Raw genomic sequence first — 17,086 nt, 5'->3', positions numbered from 1 at the left:
CGCTGATAGGCTTATTTCAAGCCCAAGTCAGTAGTAGCAAAGGAGGTCAATACTTAGTAAGAATAAGAAAACTCATTTTTGAATTCATCCACCCGTTGGATGATGTGCAGAATATTCCGACCTTCACGGGTACCATCAATAATACGACGAGCTTGTTTACTGTCTCCGATATTCACGACTTCCACTTGATATTCCTTACCGTATTCGAGCAAGCTGTCCATAAGCGGACTGAATGAGCGCATTCCCAAGCATACGAAACCGAGATCAAAAGGAATCTCAAACTCCTGTTCTCCGTGTTTTACTTTGAAACGGTCGCTGCATACTTCTGTCAAAGCAGTTTCCGTATGAACGTTCACTTCCCGCTCCTCAACCATTTTCATCATGGAAATACGAGTAATCATATCCAGATCTTTGCCCAGTAACGGCATCATTTCAATAATGGAAACCTTTTGAGCACCACGTTCTGCGTAATATTCGACAACGTCCAATCCCACGGCTCCGCCACCTACTACAACAATACGTTTGCCTTCAAACTCTTGGAAGTTCTCCATATTGTGCAAAAGATCAAAGATAGAGAATACTTTGGAACCCGGTTTACCCAATTGATCATGCAATCCCGCAATCGGCGGAAGCAGTGGTTTGGCACCTGTTGCATTGATAATAATATCAGGATTTAAAGCCGTAATCATCGGCAGATCCGCTTGGGTTCCTGTGATAATATCCAGATTGGTCAGTTGTTTGGTGCGTTGAATCAGATAATCTGGGAAATCATGAATACGCGTTTTGTCCGGCAATCGGGCAATATCACGAGCCAAGCCACCCAATTCTGGTTTTTCTTCAAAAAGGGTTACTTTGCAGCCTACTTCTGCCGCTGTACATGCCGCTTCCAGTCCTGCGGTACCGCCACCAATCACAACAACTTGAACGTTATTCTTAACGTGTTGTTTCCGGTATTCAGCTTCTCTGAACAGGTCAGGATTCACCGTGCAGCAAATCGGTTTACTCTTGGAAATACGGTGATCGGCACAGCCGATGTTGCAGGAAATACATTTTCTAAGCAATTCTTCATGGCCATTCTGCACTTTAAGCACCCAGTTCGGTTCTGCGATCAATCCTCTTCCCATCGCCAGAAGGTCAGCGTCGCCTCTCTCCAAAATATCCTGCGCAGCTTGCGGACTCCGAATATTACCTGAGGTCATGGTGACCTTACCGAATTTGTCTTTTACCGCTTTGGCCATATAAGAGCGCCAGCCATCCGGCAGGTTCATTCCATCAATCTGGAACTGGATGGAATCATTCAGAGCAGCAGACACGTTCAGAATATCTACCTCAGCATTCAAATACTCCAGCAATTCCAAGGTGTCCTCCAGTGTGTTGCCGCCTTCTGTGAACTCTTCCGCACTAAAGCGTAAGCAGATCGGGAAGAATGGGCCAACCACCGAACGAATTTCATCAATCACCAATCTGGCAAACCGTGTGCGATTTTCTGCGCTGCCACCAAATTCATCCGTACGTTTATTATACATAGGGGACAGGAACTGACTCAGCAAGTAGGAATGGCCCGCATGTATTTCCACGCAGTCAAAGCCAGCCCGTTGCGCTCTTCCCGCTGCCTCTCCGTATTTGCGAACAATGGCGTAAATTTCTTCTTTTTGCAAAGGTCTTGGAATCGCTCCACCCTTTTTGGAAGGAATATTCGAAGAAGAAACAGGCTGAACTCCATTCAATCTCCCAACGTAAGCGGAAGCACCTGCGTGGTTAATTTGGACAGAGACGCAAGCTCCATAAGAGTGAAGGGCTTCTGTTAATCTAAACAATCCGGGAATAAACTGATCATTATCCATACGCAACTGGGTCGTTCCGTTCGTACCCATTGGGAAATCCAGACAAACATTTTCTACGGTTATCAGACCGGTACCACCCTTGGCCCGTTGCACGTAATAGTCAATATGATCCTGAACGAAGCTTCCATCCATAGCCGCAAAGTTAGTGCCCATCGGTGGCATAACAATCCGGTTTTTTAACGTCATGCGACGTATTGTCAGAGGTTCAAAAATAGCAGGATAGTGGTTCATGGTTCTTCCTCCTTGCGAGTTTGTAGATTTCATGTTCAAGTTTTCATTAAAGCATTCCCACATGTGATTTTTTTCACTTTGAGGAACGTCGAGGTACTTTTGAGTACGACCGTTCCTTATAACTTGATTTTATATCATCCGATCCATAAATTCTAATGCTATTTTATGTGCTAAATCATAGTTTAAATCTATGTGTTTTCACTGAAAATGAAGGCAAAGCTGTAAATATTCAATAAATCGTAACTTTCTACCGTGTAACAAAATCATTTTATAGGCTATATTAAATTTTAAGTAATAGTAACAAGGGAGGTTTATTCATGTTCAAAAATGCTTTTAAGACATTTGGCATCATTGGTAATATTGAAGCGATTTCATATCTGTTGCTCGTATGTATCGCTATGCCGCTTAAATACGCAGCCGGGATGCCGCAAATGGTAAGGTGGGTCGGTATGATCCATGGTATACTGTTCGTGACTTATGTAGTTGCGATTGTGGCCATGCTGATTTTGCGAAAGCTTTCGGTACTGCAAGGGCTTGTCGCCCTGATTGCCTCATTGCTGCCATTCGGGCCTTTCATTTTTGACCGTAAGGTACTGAAGAAAGCCGAAGCGCGCGATAATGGTGCTACTCCGGTAAAAGCTACATAGGGAAGTCAAAGAAAAGACTCCGTTGACATAAGGATTCTATAGCACAAAAAACACGGCTTTTTCGAGGTTACATAACCCCGGAACGGCCGTGTTTTTGCTCACGTTAACTTCCTGACTTTTCCAAGCTGTGATAATAGTCATTCGAGAGATCATCCAGATGATTGCGCTTGATATATCCTGCTACCGCCAAATAAGCGAATAATCCGAACAAACAGCAGCGCTTATGTAAAATGGTATATAAACCCTGCTTAATCTCTTGGGTAATTCACACTCATGATATCCATAAAAGGAACTTTGTCCGTTTCACCATTACTCTCTACATGCACCCTGCCCGTTCTCGGGTCCATTTTAACGATCTGCCCGCGGGTTGTCTCTTGGCGCCCCCATACGGTCAACACAACTTCGGATTGCTCTTGCTGCGCTTCTGCAAGCTGGTTCCCAATTTCCTCCAGCACAAATTCATCCCGGGTAGGCCGTTTGGCCACCTTCGCCTTTGCCACTTGCTTTCACCCTTCCTTTACTGCAAAATCAAATTCATTCCATTTTACCATACTTTTCATCATTTGGTGCTGGTAATCTGAGTTAATTCGTGGCACTTGCGTATAAAAAAGAGCCGATTTCTCACGAACAAGAACATCGACTCTCAAAGCTGGTCAGCCAGAAAGCAATTCCATATCCTTTTTTATTTGATCAGCTGTGGAATGTAATCCGCTACATTATAAATAGGTGCACTGCTCTGCTGAGTAAGGGCCAGAATTAAGGCGCCTTCCAGCATGGAAATAATAAGTACCGCCAGACTATGTGCCTTTTCCTCTGTCCATCCCGCTGTCTGAAGACGCTCCATATAGATATGTTGCCAATCTGTAAACGTATTCACGCAGGCACGCCGCAACGACTCGCTGATGCAGGAAGTTTCCGCAGCAGCCCAAAATCCCATAGGCATAAAGCCATTAAAGTTCGTTTGGTCCGCTTCCTCAGCTGTATTGCGGATGAAATCCTGTATGGCGAGCACAGGGTCCTCTTTCCCTGATAGCGTTTCTTTCAACTTTTTCTTAATAAACTCATTTCCTCTTCTGATGCACTCCAAAGCCAATTCCTCTTTGCCACGCGGAAAATAATAATAAAGCGAGCCCTTCGGTGAGCCACTCTCCGCAAGAATCTGATTGAGTCCGGTAGCATGGTAGCCCTGATGAAAAAAGAGCTTGGAAGCGGTTTGTACAATATTTTCATATGATTCGGGTTTAGCAGCCATATACAGCATCCTTATAATATTTAAATTTTTTTTGACAAAAAAATAACTTCACGTTTATTATATATAGACCGATCACTATAATTCAATACCCATCAATTTTATTGGAGGAACAAAAACAACATGAGTACAATGAGTCAAACAAGCTCTCCGTCTGATCCCAAGACGTTCAAGGTGCTGCCTATTATGATTGCCCTGCTGCTTAGCGGCTTTATCGGAATGTTCAGTGAAACGGCGTTGAACATTGCGCTGAATGATTTGATGCAGATTTTGCACATTACAACAGCAACAGCCCAATGGCTGACCACGGCCTTTCTGCTGACACTCGGTATTTTGGTACCTGTATCGGGCTTGCTGCTTCAAACCTTTACGACAAGACAGCTTTTCGTCACATCACTGCTGTTCTCTATTGCAGGCTGTCTCGTTGCTGCGTTGGCACCAACCTTTGCGGTGCTATTGATCGCACGCATTCTTCAAGCCGTCGGTACGGCGCTGTTATTACCGTTGATGTTTAATACGATCTTGATCATTTTCCCGGCTGAAAAGAGAGGCGCAGCTATGGGAATCATCGGATTGGTTATTATGTTTGCTCCTGCGGTGGGACCTACGATTGCGGGCCTGGTGCTGCAAAATCTGTCCTGGCACTGGATTTTCTGGATTTCCCTTCCTTTTCTGATTCTTTCGTTGATTTGCGGTATCTTGTTTATGCAAAATGTTTCGGAGATTACAAAGCCGAAAATTGACATTCCATCTATCCTGTTATCTTCCATTGGCTTCGGTGGTGTTGTGTTCGGTTTCAGTAAATCAGGAGAAGGCGGCGAAGGCTGGGCTAGCCCGGTTGTTTTGTTACCTTTGATCATCGGATTGGTATCCTTGATTCTGTTCTCTGTACGCCAGTTAAAAATGAAGCAACCGATGTTGAATTTGCGCGTCTTTAAATATCCGATGTTTGTTATCGGCGTTGTGATGGTCTTCCTGTGTATGATGACGATCCTTTCTACAATGCTGATTCTCCCGCTCTTTTTGCAAAAAGGGCTGGCTCTGTCCGCTCTGTCCGCAGGATTGGTGCTTCTGCCCGGCGGAATTATCAATGGTCTGTTGTCACCCATCATGGGTTCCCTGTTCGATAAATTCGGTCCAAAATGGCTCGTTATTCCGGGACTTGTGATCGTTGCCGCTGTCTTGTTTTTCCTATCCGGCATCACGACAACATCAGCTCTCGTACTCATAATTGTGCTGCATAGCTGCCTGATGATCGGCATTTCCATGATCATGATGCCTGCTCAGACGAACGGTCTGAATCAGTTGCCGATGGATCTGTACCCAGATGGTACAGCCATTATGAGTACGCTCCAGCAAGTTGCCGGTGCAATCGGTACAGCCGTGGCGGTCAGCATTCTCTCCAAGGGCATGGAAAGCTATTTGAGCCAATCCAGTATGCCGAAATCTGTAGAAGAATTGGCGAATGCTATGGCGTTTGGATCACAGAATTCTTTCTTCTTTGCCATGATCGTCAGTGTAATTGGATTAATTCTTGCGTTCTTCATTCGCAGAGTTCATGTAGAAAAAGGCGCTGCTCAAGCTCCCATGCATTAATAGATAATTTATAGCTATCTATGTTCAAAAATATCCTAAAAGTGAAAAGGCTGCTGACCTATCTCCATGGTCAAGCAGCTTTTTCTTTATGATCCTATATACATATTTATATAATTACATATTTACAAACCTTCCCCATTTGGTTACGATATGCTTCATGAGATAAAGTGTAAAGATTACGATTAATATCAAGGAGGAATATCTGTTGTTTAAGAATCAGTATTTTAAACTCTTCATGCTGTCGGTACTGGCAGGGACGATGGCGGCGTGCTCTTCAGCACCATCAGCTTCAACCTCTCCATCTGCTGCAAATGCACCACAAGATAAAAGTGTTACCCTATTGTTCAATGTGCAAAGCCCTTCTGTAGATCCTCATACGGATGTGAATTATACAGCCGTTCGTGCCGGAGTGAGTGAAACGCTTGTCAAGGTGAGCAAGGATCTCAAGCTGGAGGCTTGGCTTGCAGAGAAATGGGAAAGTAAGGACGGACAACACTGGACCTTCAACATCCGTTCAGGCGTGACCTTCCATAGCGGTAAAGCTGTCGATGCCGCTGCTGTCAAAGACTCTCTGGAAAGAGCACAAAAACTCAATCCATCGGTTAAAAATGCGCTGCATATCCGTGATATGCAAGCAGATGGTCAGATTTTAAACATCACGACAAACAAGCCTTTTCCGGAATTTGTATCTGAGCTGGTTCATCCGAATACGGCGGTGATAGATACCACTTCTACAGGTGATCTTCCATCAGGGACAGGACCGTTCAAGGCCACCAGCTTCCGCGCCGGAAGTGAACTGAATCTGGATCGCAACGAGCAATACTGGAATGGTGAAGTGAAGCTGAAGCATGCCAAATTCATGTTTAACGAAGACGCCAATGCACGTCAGCTTGCCTTTCAAGCCAAGGATGCCGATATTGTGTACCGCCCGCCGATTGAAAGTCTTGAATTGCTGAAAGCCGATCCCACCGTTAAGGTTGACTCTCTTCCCAGCCTGCGGACGCATCAGCTCATTTACAATATGAATAACAACGATCTGAAAAAAACGACGGTGCGCAAAGCATTCGATAGCCTGATTAATAGGGATGAGATTGCCAGTGGTATTATGTCCGGTCAAGGAACCCCTGCTCAAGGTCCATTCTTGTCTGACTTTCCTTTTTCACCAAAGTATACTACGAAAAAGTTTGATTTGGCTGCTGCACGAGAAGGCTTCAAGCAGGCTGGATACAAAGTGCAGGATGGTAAAGTTGCAACACCCGAGGGCAAGTCGCTTCATTTTACATTACTGACTTACCAGTCGAGAGCAGAACTCCCACTCATTTCACAGCTGATTCAGGCTAACGCCAAGGAGCTGGGCATAACGATTGATATCCGCCAGGTTGATAATATCGACGAATACCTTGCGGCTAATCAGGATTGGGATTTGGCGACTTATAGCAGTATTACAGCCCCGCGTGGCGATGCAAGTTACTTCCTGAATGCGACTTACATGCCTGAGGGAGCGTTGAATTATGGACGTGTGCATTTACCGAAAATGGAAGCTCTGATCACGAAGCTGAACATGACGGTGAACGAGGAACAACGTAACAAGCTAGCGCTGGAAGCCGTTGTACTAATTGATCAAGAAAACCTGCAATCCTTCCTTGTTCATCCGAATAACGTAGTGGCCTATCGAAATTACGTACATAACTGGGTGACAAGTCAAAGTGAATACTATCTGCTGACTCAGGATCTGGATGTGAACTAAGATGCTCAAATCCATTGGCAAAAAGCTTTTCGAACTTGTATTGTTCTTTCTTATTCTCTCCTTTGTCAGCTTCTGTCTGCTCAAGCTTGTTCCGGGCGATCCCGTCCGGAGCATTCTCCGGGTAGATGATGTCGCGGTGTCCAATCAGCAAATTGCGGATATGCGCAGTCAACTGGGACTGGATCAACCGTTACCTGTGCAATATGGCAAGTGGCTGATTCAATTACTTCAGTTTGATTTTGGAAAGTCTTATTTAACCCATCGTCCGGTATTCACAGAGTTCATGGAAAAGCTGCCTTATACACTTCTCCTTACTGGAGCCTCCCTGTTCATCATGCTGCTGATTGCTCTTCCGTTGGGAACTCTGTCAGCGTTGTATCGAAATCGCTGGATTGACAGCGTCAGTCGCGTATTTGCCTTAATCGGCTCCTCGATCCCAAGCTTCTGGATGGGTCTCTTGTTTATGGAGTGGTTTGCGGTTAAACTGCGAATTTTACCGTCCATGGGAGAGGGAACCGTTTTTCATCTGGTGCTCCCTTCCCTTACCTTGGGGCTGGCAATGTCTGCTGTCTATGTACGGATGATTCGTGCTAGTCTGATCGAAAGCTCGGGACAGGACTTTATTAAGGCAGCACAAGCACGTGGAATCGGTCCGTTGCGTATCTTTTCCAGGCATATGTTCCGTCACAGTCTTGTGCCACTCATTACGGTGTTCAGTGAGAGTATAGGCAGCCTACTGGGAGGTACTGTGGTAATCGAGGTGCTGTTTGCCTATCCGGGGCTGGGCAAATGGATTGTCGATGCCATTGCTGCGAGGGATTACCCGATTATTCAGGGCTATACGCTATTTATGGCCGTGTTTATCGTATGCATCAATATTTTGGTAGAACTGTCCTACCGTTGGGTTAATCCTGAAATTGCTTTGAAGGAGAAACGATGATCATGATAAAATCCATACATGCCGAATACAGGCAGCTCATCAAGATGCGACTGTCCAAACCGTGGATCGTAACGCTCTCCATCCTGTTCATTCTTGCAGCAATTGTAGTGCTTCCCCTTCTTGCCCTGCAAGATCCGTACCGTGTCCAGATGGGGAATCGACTCCAACCGATCAGTGCTATACATTGGCTGGGAACTGACCATTTAGGCAGAGATATGCTGTCAAGGGTGATGTCAGGACTTCGGATGACTGTCGGAACCAGTTTGTTGATATTGACCGTTTCACTGGTTGTTGGGGTTCCACTCGGGCTACTGTCCGGGTTTGTTGGAGGCTGGATTGATCGCGTATTCAAGCGGGTGATTGATGCTTTTATGACATTACCTGATTATATCTTTGCCATTGTACTGAGCGGCCTGCTCGGGCCGGGCTTATTGAATCTTATTTTCGCCGTGACCGCAGTAAAATGGGTTAGTTATGCACGGCTCGTGCGCAGTATCGTTCTGGCTGAGAAGCAAAAGGATTACATTTCATTATCCATACTGGCGGGTACATCCTCCCTGCGAATTGTCATGCGACATATTCTGCCCCACGCGATCGGGAATGTACTGGTACTGGCTACGCTGGATATTGGCAAAATCATTTTGATGATTGCCTCTCTGTCCTTTTTGGGCTTGGGTCCACAGCCACCGATTCCCGAATGGGGCACAATGCTGAATGAAGGGCGAGCATATTTTCAAATAGCTCCCCACCTGATGCTAGTTCCCGGGGTTGCTGTCTCACTTACGGTACTCCTGGCGAATGTCCTGGGAGACAAGCTTCGTGACCAATATGATGTCAAAACCCGGACGGAGGTGTGAACCGGTTATGCTGTCTATTAAAGACCTAACGATTCAGACCAAAGCAAAAACGATCGTAAACCGGCTGGAGCTTGCCGTTCGTCCGGGGGAATGGTTTGCTCTCGCCGGAGAAAGTGGTAGCGGAAAAAGCATGACCGCGTCTGCCATCGGCGGTCTTCTTCCCTCTTCCGTTACAGCCAAAGGGATCATTGCGTGGAAGGAGAATAATTTACTTGCCCTATCAGCCAAACAAATGCGTTCCTTGCTAGGCAATGAAATCTCTTATATTTTTCAAGACTATCACGGGGCATTCACCCCCTTCCTTCGTATTGGAAGCCAGTTGGACGAGCTGATACGTGCCCATGGCAGACAGGATCGTAAAGCGCGCAAACAACGCTGTATCGAGGTGCTGGAGCGTGTACAGCTTCCTGCGGAGCGTGTGTATCGCAGTTATCCGTTCCAGCTCAGCGGCGGACAGTTGCAACGAGCCGCTATTGCTGCTGCACTGCTGCTGGAACCAAAGCTGCTCATTGCCGACGAGCCAACAACCGCGCTCGATACACTGACAGCCCACCGGGTTCTCCAACTCATCAACCGGATACGGATGGAAACAGGGATTTCCGTATTGTGGATCACTCACGATCTACGGCATGTCCGCAAGTATGCGGACCGAATCGCGGTGATGCGTACAGGTTCACTGGTGGAGACTGGAGAGACGCAAGCCGTACTGGATCATCCTTCGCATCCGTATACACGCCGGCTGCTAGCGGCCATTCCGCCATTGTCTCCAGGCGCTCCCGCACGTTTGCCCTACAGCACCGAAGAACAGACCACACCAGATAGGAGCGGATCACTTGGATAATGAAGCATTACCTCCTCAGCGGCTTGGCATTTCCAAGCCCGTTGTCACTGTTTCTGGTTTGACGAAGGCTTACGCAGGGGGAAAAACTGTGCTGCAAGATATCTCTCTGTCGATTTCCACCGGAGAATGTCTGGGTGTCGTCGGGGAAAGCGGCAGCGGAAAAAGTACGCTCGCTCGCTGTATTTTGACGCTGGACCCGTTGGATCAAGGCGAGCTGGTGCTAGATGGGCGTGCAGTCCGGGGATTAAAGCGAAGCGAATTAAAGCGTATTCGTAGCAGACTTGGCGCCGTGTTTCAGCATCCAACTGCGGCTTTGAACTCCAGACTGACGATCCTGCAATCGTTGATGGAACCGCTGGATCAGCTCAAAGGCTATGTTCCCTCCTATATGAAGGGTATGCCTTCGGGACGTAGGAACATGGCTGAGCACTTGCTCGGTATGGTGAAGCTTCCCTCCAGCTATCTGGATAAGTATCCCCATCAGCTCAGCGGCGGGGAGAAGCAACGCGTAACCATTGCGCGTGCCATCAGCACCGAGCCGGATTTTATCGTGCTGGATGAGCCGACGGCCAGTCTGGATGTGACCACACAGGCCACCGTTTTAAATCTGCTAAAGGATTTGCAGGATGAACTGGGATTGGCATATCTATTTATTTCTCATGACCTGGCAGCCGTGCACTTTATGAGTGACCGGATCATGGTTATGAAAGATGGCAGTGTCCTTGAGCATTTTCCCAAGGAAGCTTTATTTCACTCAGATCGCCATTTCTATACACAATCGCTACTGGAGGTTTTTTCAACATGTTGCCTTCCCACAGAGCCTATCTTGCTTTAGCCATTCCTTTAATTATCTCGACGATTACAACCCCGCTACTCGGTGCTGTGGATACAGCGGTAATCGGTCATTTGAGCCACTCTGCCTATTTGGGCGGTGTGGCAGTAGGCACTCTTATTTTTAATACTTTATATTGGCTGTTTGGCTTTCTGCGAGTCAGCACATCGGCTTTTACGGCACAGGCGGCCGGGGCTAAAAATAACGACCAGGGTATAGCCGCCCTCATGCGTCCGATGGGGATTGCTTTGGTGATCGGTGCGTTGTTCATTCTGCTGCAAAAGCCGATCCTGCTAGCCTCCCTCCAGCTTATCCATCCTGCTGAGGATGTGGCGACGCAGGCATCGATTTATTTTAACATTCGTATTTGGGGAGCTCCCCTCACGCTGGTGAACTATGTACTGCTCGGCTGGCTAATGGGATTGTCTCGCGTAAAGGCTACACTGTTTTTGCAAATTTCCATGAATGTTATCAATATGGTGCTGGCTATTGTATTCACACAAATCATGCAATGGGATGTAGCTGGTGTGGCTGGCGCTACTCTAATTGCTGAGGTCCTCGCATGTGTACTTGGTTTTGTGCTGGTGCTTCGTTCGTCGGTCTGGAAAGAATGGAAGCGCAGCGGACATCGGGATTGGCGGGGGTGGTTTGGAGCTTCTGAGCTGAAAAATGTCATGGCAACGAATCTGGACCTTATGATCCGCACAGCCTGTCTGCTGACGATGTTTAATCTGTTTACATCGCGCAGTGCGGGCTTTGGAACCGATCAGCTTGCGGCGAATGCTATTTTGCTGCAAATCCACTACCTTATGGCTTACTTTTTTGACGGATTTGCCAACGCAAGCAGCATTATGACAGGTCAGGCCCGGGGTGCAAGGGATCAAAAAATGCTGCAAAGAGTGATTCATTTATCCTGGTTCTGGACGATTGTAACTAGCGTGCTGACGGGTGGGCTGTATTTTGCACTGAAGGAGCCGCTTATTCGTCTGTTTACCGATAACGCTACGGTGATTAGCCTTACGGGTCCATATAACGTTTGGCTAGTCGCCTTTCCACTGGCCGCCGGACTGGGTCTGGTCTTCTACGGTGTATTTACAGGTATGACGGTGACGTACCCAATCCGTAATTCAATGCTCATTTCATTGGTCTTCTTTTTGATTGCGCTGTTCTGGTGCGTTCCCCACTATGGGAATCATGGGCTTTGGCTCTCGTTCATCGTATTTGCTTTAGGGCGGTCGCTGTTTCTTGTGATCTATTTGCCTCGGTTGCAGAGGATATAGCTTGCTAACGAACGTGTTAATGCGTGCTTCTATGACCGCTGCGCGGACGGATCATTCTTACGATCGCCCTTGTCTCCAGATTTACACCGCTGAGTATGATTCAATAAATCTGGAGACAACAGCGATTGGAGCAACGTTCCGTTCGCGGAGCGTCCACCACAAACACCTGCTTTACATCGCACATAAAAGTAAAGGATGTCCCATCAACCATCTACATGATGGCGTTGGGACATTCTTTTATTTTAGGAGAAGCCTTGAAACTAACGTATGCCAATACCTCTATTCGCCCTTAGGAACAGTCAAGCCCAAACCTTCGGCTACACGGCGTCCGTACTCAGGATCAGCCTTATAGAAATGTCCAATCTGACGCAGCTTGATTTCATCACTTTCCACCGGCTTCATCGCACCCACGATGTTTTGTACCAGACGCGCCCGTTCTTCTTCGCTGAGCAAGCGGTACAGATCGCCCGGTTGAGTATAGTGATCATGATGATCATAACCCACACTTTGTGCTTCTCCACTCACTTCAAAAGGAGCGATGTTGTGCGCTGGAGACTCTTTCGGCCCACCGAGGCTATTAGGCTCATAATAGACCGATCTGCCACCATTGTCGTCACTACGCAATGCACCATCACGTTGATAGTTGTGTACTTCCCCATGTGGTCGATTGATCGGTAATGAATTGTGATTTGCGCCTACACGGTAGCGATGTGCGTCTCCGTAGGCAAACAGGCGTCCTTGCAGCATTTTATCCGGAGATGCTTCAATACCTGGAACGAACGAACCCGGAGAGAACGTTGCTTGCTCTACTTCTGCAAAATAATTCTCAGGATTGCGATTTAATACCATGCGTCCCAGCTCGATCAGCGGGTAATCCTTTTGCGACCATACTTTCGTCACATCAAATGGATCAAAGCGGTATGTGTCCGCATCCTCCACAGGCATCATTTGCACATGAAGCCTCCATGCAGGGAAATCACCCTTGTCAATGGCATTAAACAGATCTTCGGTATGATAATCCGGGTGTTCACCGGCAATTTTGGCAGCCAGTTCTACATCGAGATTTTGAACGCCTTGCTCTGTTTTAAAATGATATTTCACCCATACCGCCTGCCCTTCGGCATTGACCCACTTGAACGTGTGGCTACCGAATCCATGCATATGTCTGAGTGTAGCGGGAATGCCGCGATCGGACATCAGAATACTTACTTGATGCAGCGATTCAGGAGATAAGGACCAGAAATCCCAAACGGCATTAGGGTTTTTCAGATGAGTTTGGGGGTGACGTTTTTGCGTATGAATAAAGTCCGGAAATTTGATAGCATCCCGGATGAAAAATACGGGTGTGTTGTTACCTACGAGATCGTAGTTGCCTTCCTCGGTATAAAACTTCACCGCAAAACCACGCGGGTCGCGTACCGTATCAGACGAGCCTTGCTCACCGGCAACCGTAGAAAAACGGATAAACATCGGTGTGCGCTTGCCTACCTCAGATAAAAAGCTTGCTTTTGTATAGGCAGATAAATCCTTAGTGACTTCAAAATAGCCGTGCGCCCCTGCGCCCTTGGCATGAACCACACGCTCCGGCACACGTTCCCGGTTAAAATGCGCAAGCTTTTCCAGTAGATGCACATCCTGAATCAATATAGGTCCGCGTGATCCAGCCGTTATAGAATTTTGATTATCACCGACAGGAGCGCCCCAGCTGGTAGTCAGGTTGGTTGGTTGTTTATTCATCATTGAAATCACCTCTTGAATGAATTGGTTGGTTATGTGCTGTAAACAAAAAACCTCCCGCCTCTAGCGCCGAACATCTGAAAAAACTAGGGGGAAATTTCAGACGGCTTCAAGATCGAGAGGTCTATTCTATTTAAACATGAATTCCATTTTAGATAATGAAGATTTCAGGAAGATTTGGAAAAGGTTTGGCGAAGATTAGAGCAACAATGATTCCCTATCGAGAAAATCTAGTATATCCTGAACCGACTGGCCAATCTCCCGGCCTTCAGTGGATACGATGAGCTCAGGCTCCAAAGGTGCCTCGTAAGGCGCATCAATACCAGTAAAATGGCGTATTTCTCCGGCTCTTGCCTTCTTGTACATGCCTTTGGGATCACGTCGCTCGCATTCCTCGAGACTGCACTGGATATAGATTTCATAACAGCCTTCCTGCTGTAAAATGTTCTTTACCATTTCACGATCCTCACGATAAGGAGAGATCGTAGCACAAATCGTCAGCACTCCCGCATGTGACATCAGCTTCGCTACTTCAGCAATACGACGGATGTTTTCTTTGCGGTCAGCGGGCAGGAAACCCAGATTGCGATTTAAACCATGCCGAACATTATCCCCATCCAAAATAAACGTGTGTATGCCTCGTGCAAATAATGCTTTTTCCAGTGTGGAAGATACCGTTGATTTTCCCGAGCCAGACAGCCCCGTAAACCAAATTACCGGGCTTTTATGCCCATTCAGAAGCTGGCGCGCTTGCTTGTCCACGTCTGACGCATGCCAAGTGACGTTCTCATTTGGATTCATTCAGCACTCTCCTTTTTCATAATTTATCACTGTATATGGTTTTTGAAACACGTCCCCCGGCTTTAGGAAAGGCCGTGTTTAAAGGCATTCAAGGTACGCTGTCCTGCTGTATGATCCAGCACCGCAAAAACAATCCGGTCAAACAACAATCCATATCCTTCATCTACAAGCACTTGCTTGAACCAGACGGCAACCTCTTCCGGCTTATTGCGGAATACCCCACAGCCATAGGCTCCCAGCACAAGTTGCTCTACTCCATTTTGTGCAGCCAAGCTGAGTATGTAACGGATTCGCTCCAGCATCACTTCGCCAATCCGATTTACCTGCTCTGGCTCCCGTTCTCGCACGACTCCAGCATTAACAGCAGGTGCGGTCAGAAAAGCGACTAGGTACGGCTTCTCCAGCAGCATTCCCTGATCATCCCGAAATACCGGCACATCAGGCGAATAAATCATATAATCCGAATAAAAACAGCTCCGCAGCTTCCGGTTGTGCTGGTACATCTCTTCCATTTGTGAAATACAGGGATACAATGCTGACGAACGAGCCAAGCTTTCCTCCTGTGCCTGACTTCCTCCGAGAAATCCGCCTCCCGGATTTTTGGCTGATGCAAAATTCAGACATGCCACGTGCTCCAGCTTCTCCGAAACCTGGAGCCTATACGCCGCCTCCAATGTGCTTTCTCCCGTAACTTCCATCTTCTCATGAATCGTCTGTTGCGTCAGCCGAGAAGACTCTAATGCGCCTTTTAATAGAAGAATCTTTTCCTCCGCCTCTTGTTTTACAGCCACAAGCAGGGATGGTGCATATAGCTTGGAGCCTGTGATGGCATTGCTTACCTCTTGTGCAATATTTACTTGTGCCTGTTTGGTATTCGTATAATATCCATTTTCCAGAATAGATAGCGTTTCCTGTGCCATATGTGATCGAGTATCCCGGTTGCTCCGGGGGTTCATGGTATGTTTCATGATGAATATTCCTCCTTTTGCAGTACATCCTCACGTAGTTTCGTCAATATTTCTCCAAGCCAATTTGTGCCTCGCCATGATTTACGACAGCGTATGCGGGCATCTGTTTCAGCCAATCCTACCCCCCAAATCGTGTCCGTCGGACTAGCCTCAACCAGCGTAGTTCCTTTCGTTTTGAGCAGATGCTTAAGTAAATTCGAATTTTGTGTAAATTTGGCGTAGCTGCCGTCATACACAAATTGTCGGCAATTCGCCTCCCACAAGGATTGATCAAATCCGCGCACACTACGACCATGTGCTTTTTGCTCCCGAGGGGTAGAGGCTTGCATAATTTTACTGGCCGCCTCTTCATCTCCAAAAAGCTCAGCCTTTTTAAACATCATATATTGCTCCGCACAGTTGAATTCCAATCCATCCACGATAAACACAGAGGGGTACCATTGTGAAAATGGCGACTGACTGCGATAAAAAAATGTAAACTTTTCCACGTTAATTCCTCATTTCATATTACTCATGCTACATAAAACGCGACCGGGGCTTGAAGCGGTATAACTTGGATGGACGATGTCCGGCCGCCTTTCTGTATTCATTCGTCTCTTCCACAAGTTCGGCTATTTTACGACGGAAGGCTGCGGCCAACAGCTCCTTACCCAGAATAATTTCATATACCTGTTGAAGCTCACCCAATGTAAACAGGGATGGCATCAGGTGAAAAGCAATATCTGTATATTCTATTTTGCTGCGCAAACGCTCGATGCCGTACACAATAATTTGGGCATGGTCAAAAGCAATTCCTTGTGATTCCAGCACTTCTCGCTTAACCTCAATGGTTTTCCCCTTGAGAATTTCAGTCACTTTTACTTTGGCTGACAGGTGAATGTCCCCATGCTTCAATGTAATGTCAATGTCTTGTTCCCATCTGTAACCTTCCGGCTGATTCGTCCGTGTCTCCTGAGCCACACTGTAGTCCAACTCAAACCATTGGGCATCCGCAGCATCATCTCCGGCTTGTACCTCCAGTGAATCGTGGTCTACCAATGCCATGTAGGCGCAACTGATGACCCGCGTACGTGGATCACGTGTTACATCTCCCCACGTATATAGCTGCTCCATATAAATCCGGTCTACATTCGTTTCAGTCTTAAGCTCACGTCGTGCAGCCTCTTCCAGGCTTTCATCCATCCCTACAAAGCCGCCTGGCAACGCCCATTGTCCCAGAAACGGATGCTCCCCCCTCTGGATCAGAAGCAACTGGAGTGTCTTCTCAGGTAGCTTGCGGTAATTGTGCTGAAGCTGATCCATCACGGTAAAAAGCAGCATATCTACCGTTACCGATGGACGCTCGTACTGGTTGGCATCATATGCGGCCAAAAATTGTTCCTCCGTCAAGCCGTTATGATTGTGCTTCGATATATCTGTCACTTGCGTCACCTACCTGTTCATATATGGGTTATAGTTGCTTTCTAAATCAAGCAGCGAAAACAGCTTATGTAACATTCTTTTATTTTAACTCAAT

The 17,086-nt window shown here is 47.0% G+C and carries 16 protein-coding genes; 8 read left to right on the top strand and 8 right to left on the bottom strand.

Annotation, left to right across the window (positions count from 1 at the left end; translation table 11 throughout):
- Positions 1–53 precede the first annotated feature (53 nt).
- Positions 54–2,075 (bottom strand): FAD-dependent oxidoreductase, encoded by a 2,022-nt coding sequence (locus tag ACIFQM_RS03200; RefSeq protein WP_430041195.1) that lies wholly within the window; start codon positions 2,073–2,075, stop codon positions 54–56.
- Positions 2,076–2,392: 317 nt separating this feature from the next.
- On the opposite strand from ACIFQM_RS03200, the gene ACIFQM_RS03195 reads away from it, so the two are divergent.
- A complete protein-coding gene (locus ACIFQM_RS03195; protein ID WP_430041193.1) occupies positions 2,393–2,722 on the top strand; it encodes a DUF3817 domain-containing protein in 330 nt (109 codons plus the stop codon).
- 248 nt (positions 2,723–2,970) lie between these two features.
- Here the strand turns inward: ACIFQM_RS03195 and ACIFQM_RS03190 are convergent, their stop codons facing one another.
- Together ACIFQM_RS03190 and ACIFQM_RS03185 are read right to left on the bottom strand one after the other, a co-directional pair.
- Entirely contained in the window at positions 2,971–3,222 is a 252-nt protein-coding gene (locus ACIFQM_RS03190; protein ID WP_014281611.1) for a YolD-like family protein, read from the bottom strand.
- 182 nt (positions 3,223–3,404) lie between these two features.
- Positions 3,405–3,974, bottom strand: coding sequence for a TetR/AcrR family transcriptional regulator (locus ACIFQM_RS03185; RefSeq protein WP_430041192.1), 570 nt, complete (start codon positions 3,972–3,974; stop codon positions 3,405–3,407).
- Positions 3,975–4,103: 129 nt separating this feature from the next.
- Between ACIFQM_RS03185 and ACIFQM_RS03180 the strand changes: the two genes are divergently transcribed.
- The 7 genes from ACIFQM_RS03180 to ACIFQM_RS03150 all read left to right on the top strand — a co-directional run bounded on the left by ACIFQM_RS03180 (position 4,104) and on the right by ACIFQM_RS03150 (position 12,064).
- Positions 4,104–5,567 (top strand): DHA2 family efflux MFS transporter permease subunit, encoded by a 1,464-nt coding sequence (locus tag ACIFQM_RS03180; protein ID WP_430047179.1) that lies wholly within the window; start codon positions 4,104–4,106, stop codon positions 5,565–5,567.
- Between the two features lie 205 nt (positions 5,568–5,772).
- On the top strand, positions 5,773–7,314 hold the full coding sequence (gene nikA, locus ACIFQM_RS03175; RefSeq protein ID WP_430047113.1) for a nickel ABC transporter substrate-binding protein: 1,542 nt from the start codon (positions 5,773–5,775) through the stop codon (positions 7,312–7,314).
- A gap of 1 nt (position 7,315) precedes the next feature.
- Entirely contained in the window at positions 7,316–8,254 is a 939-nt protein-coding gene (gene nikB / locus ACIFQM_RS03170) for a nickel ABC transporter permease (RefSeq protein WP_430041190.1), read from the top strand.
- A 2-nt stretch (positions 8,255–8,256) separates the two neighbouring features.
- Positions 8,257–9,111 carry a nickel transporter permease gene (gene nikC, locus ACIFQM_RS03165; protein ID WP_430047114.1) on the top strand — a complete coding sequence of 285 codons (855 nt, stop codon included), beginning with the start codon at positions 8,257–8,259 and terminating at the stop codon, positions 9,109–9,111.
- Positions 9,112–9,118: 7 nt separating this feature from the next.
- Complete coding sequence (locus ACIFQM_RS03160; RefSeq protein ID WP_430041188.1) at positions 9,119–9,952, top strand: ABC transporter ATP-binding protein; 834 nt, start codon at positions 9,119–9,121, stop codon at positions 9,950–9,952.
- Positions 9,945–10,787: an ABC transporter ATP-binding protein gene (locus tag ACIFQM_RS03155; RefSeq protein ID WP_430041187.1), complete on the top strand. Its 843-nt coding sequence runs from the start codon at positions 9,945–9,947 to the stop codon at positions 10,785–10,787. The genes ACIFQM_RS03160 and ACIFQM_RS03155 overlap by 8 nt, the downstream gene beginning before the upstream one ends.
- Positions 10,754–12,064 (top strand): MATE family efflux transporter, encoded by a 1,311-nt coding sequence (locus ACIFQM_RS03150; RefSeq protein ID WP_430041186.1) that lies wholly within the window; start codon positions 10,754–10,756, stop codon positions 12,062–12,064. Before ACIFQM_RS03155 ends, ACIFQM_RS03150 begins: the two co-directional genes overlap by 34 nt.
- A gap of 279 nt (positions 12,065–12,343) precedes the next feature.
- Here ACIFQM_RS03150 and katA read toward each other — a convergent pair whose 3' ends face one another.
- The 5 genes from katA to ACIFQM_RS03125 all read right to left on the bottom strand — a co-directional run bounded on the left by katA (position 12,344) and on the right by ACIFQM_RS03125 (position 16,992).
- Positions 12,344–13,801: a catalase KatA gene (gene katA / locus ACIFQM_RS03145; protein ID WP_430041232.1), complete on the bottom strand. Its 1,458-nt coding sequence runs from the start codon at positions 13,799–13,801 to the stop codon at positions 12,344–12,346.
- A 198-nt stretch (positions 13,802–13,999) separates the two neighbouring features.
- Complete coding sequence (gene cysC, locus ACIFQM_RS03140; protein ID WP_430041184.1) at positions 14,000–14,602, bottom strand: adenylyl-sulfate kinase; 603 nt, start codon at positions 14,600–14,602, stop codon at positions 14,000–14,002.
- A gap of 62 nt (positions 14,603–14,664) precedes the next feature.
- Positions 14,665–15,570, bottom strand: coding sequence for a TIGR02452 family protein (locus ACIFQM_RS03135; protein ID WP_430041183.1), 906 nt, complete (start codon positions 15,568–15,570; stop codon positions 14,665–14,667).
- Positions 15,567–16,058: an NADAR family protein gene (locus tag ACIFQM_RS03130; protein ID WP_430041182.1), complete on the bottom strand. Its 492-nt coding sequence runs from the start codon at positions 16,056–16,058 to the stop codon at positions 15,567–15,569. The genes ACIFQM_RS03135 and ACIFQM_RS03130 overlap by 4 nt, the downstream gene beginning before the upstream one ends.
- A gap of 28 nt (positions 16,059–16,086) precedes the next feature.
- The gene (locus tag ACIFQM_RS03125; protein ID WP_430041181.1) at positions 16,087–16,992 is read right to left on the bottom strand and encodes an NUDIX hydrolase; all 906 of its coding nucleotides are present in this window, start codon (positions 16,990–16,992) and stop codon (positions 16,087–16,089) included.
- Between the last annotated feature and the right edge of the window lie 94 nt (positions 16,993–17,086).

It is taken from the genome of Paenibacillus sp. NRS-1782, assembly GCF_050467685.1.
GTDB lineage: Bacteria > Bacillota > Bacilli > Paenibacillales > Paenibacillaceae > Paenibacillus > Paenibacillus terrae_A.
The sequence above is the reverse complement of the archived record's forward strand: the minus strand, read 5'-3'. Positions and strand labels throughout refer to the sequence as shown.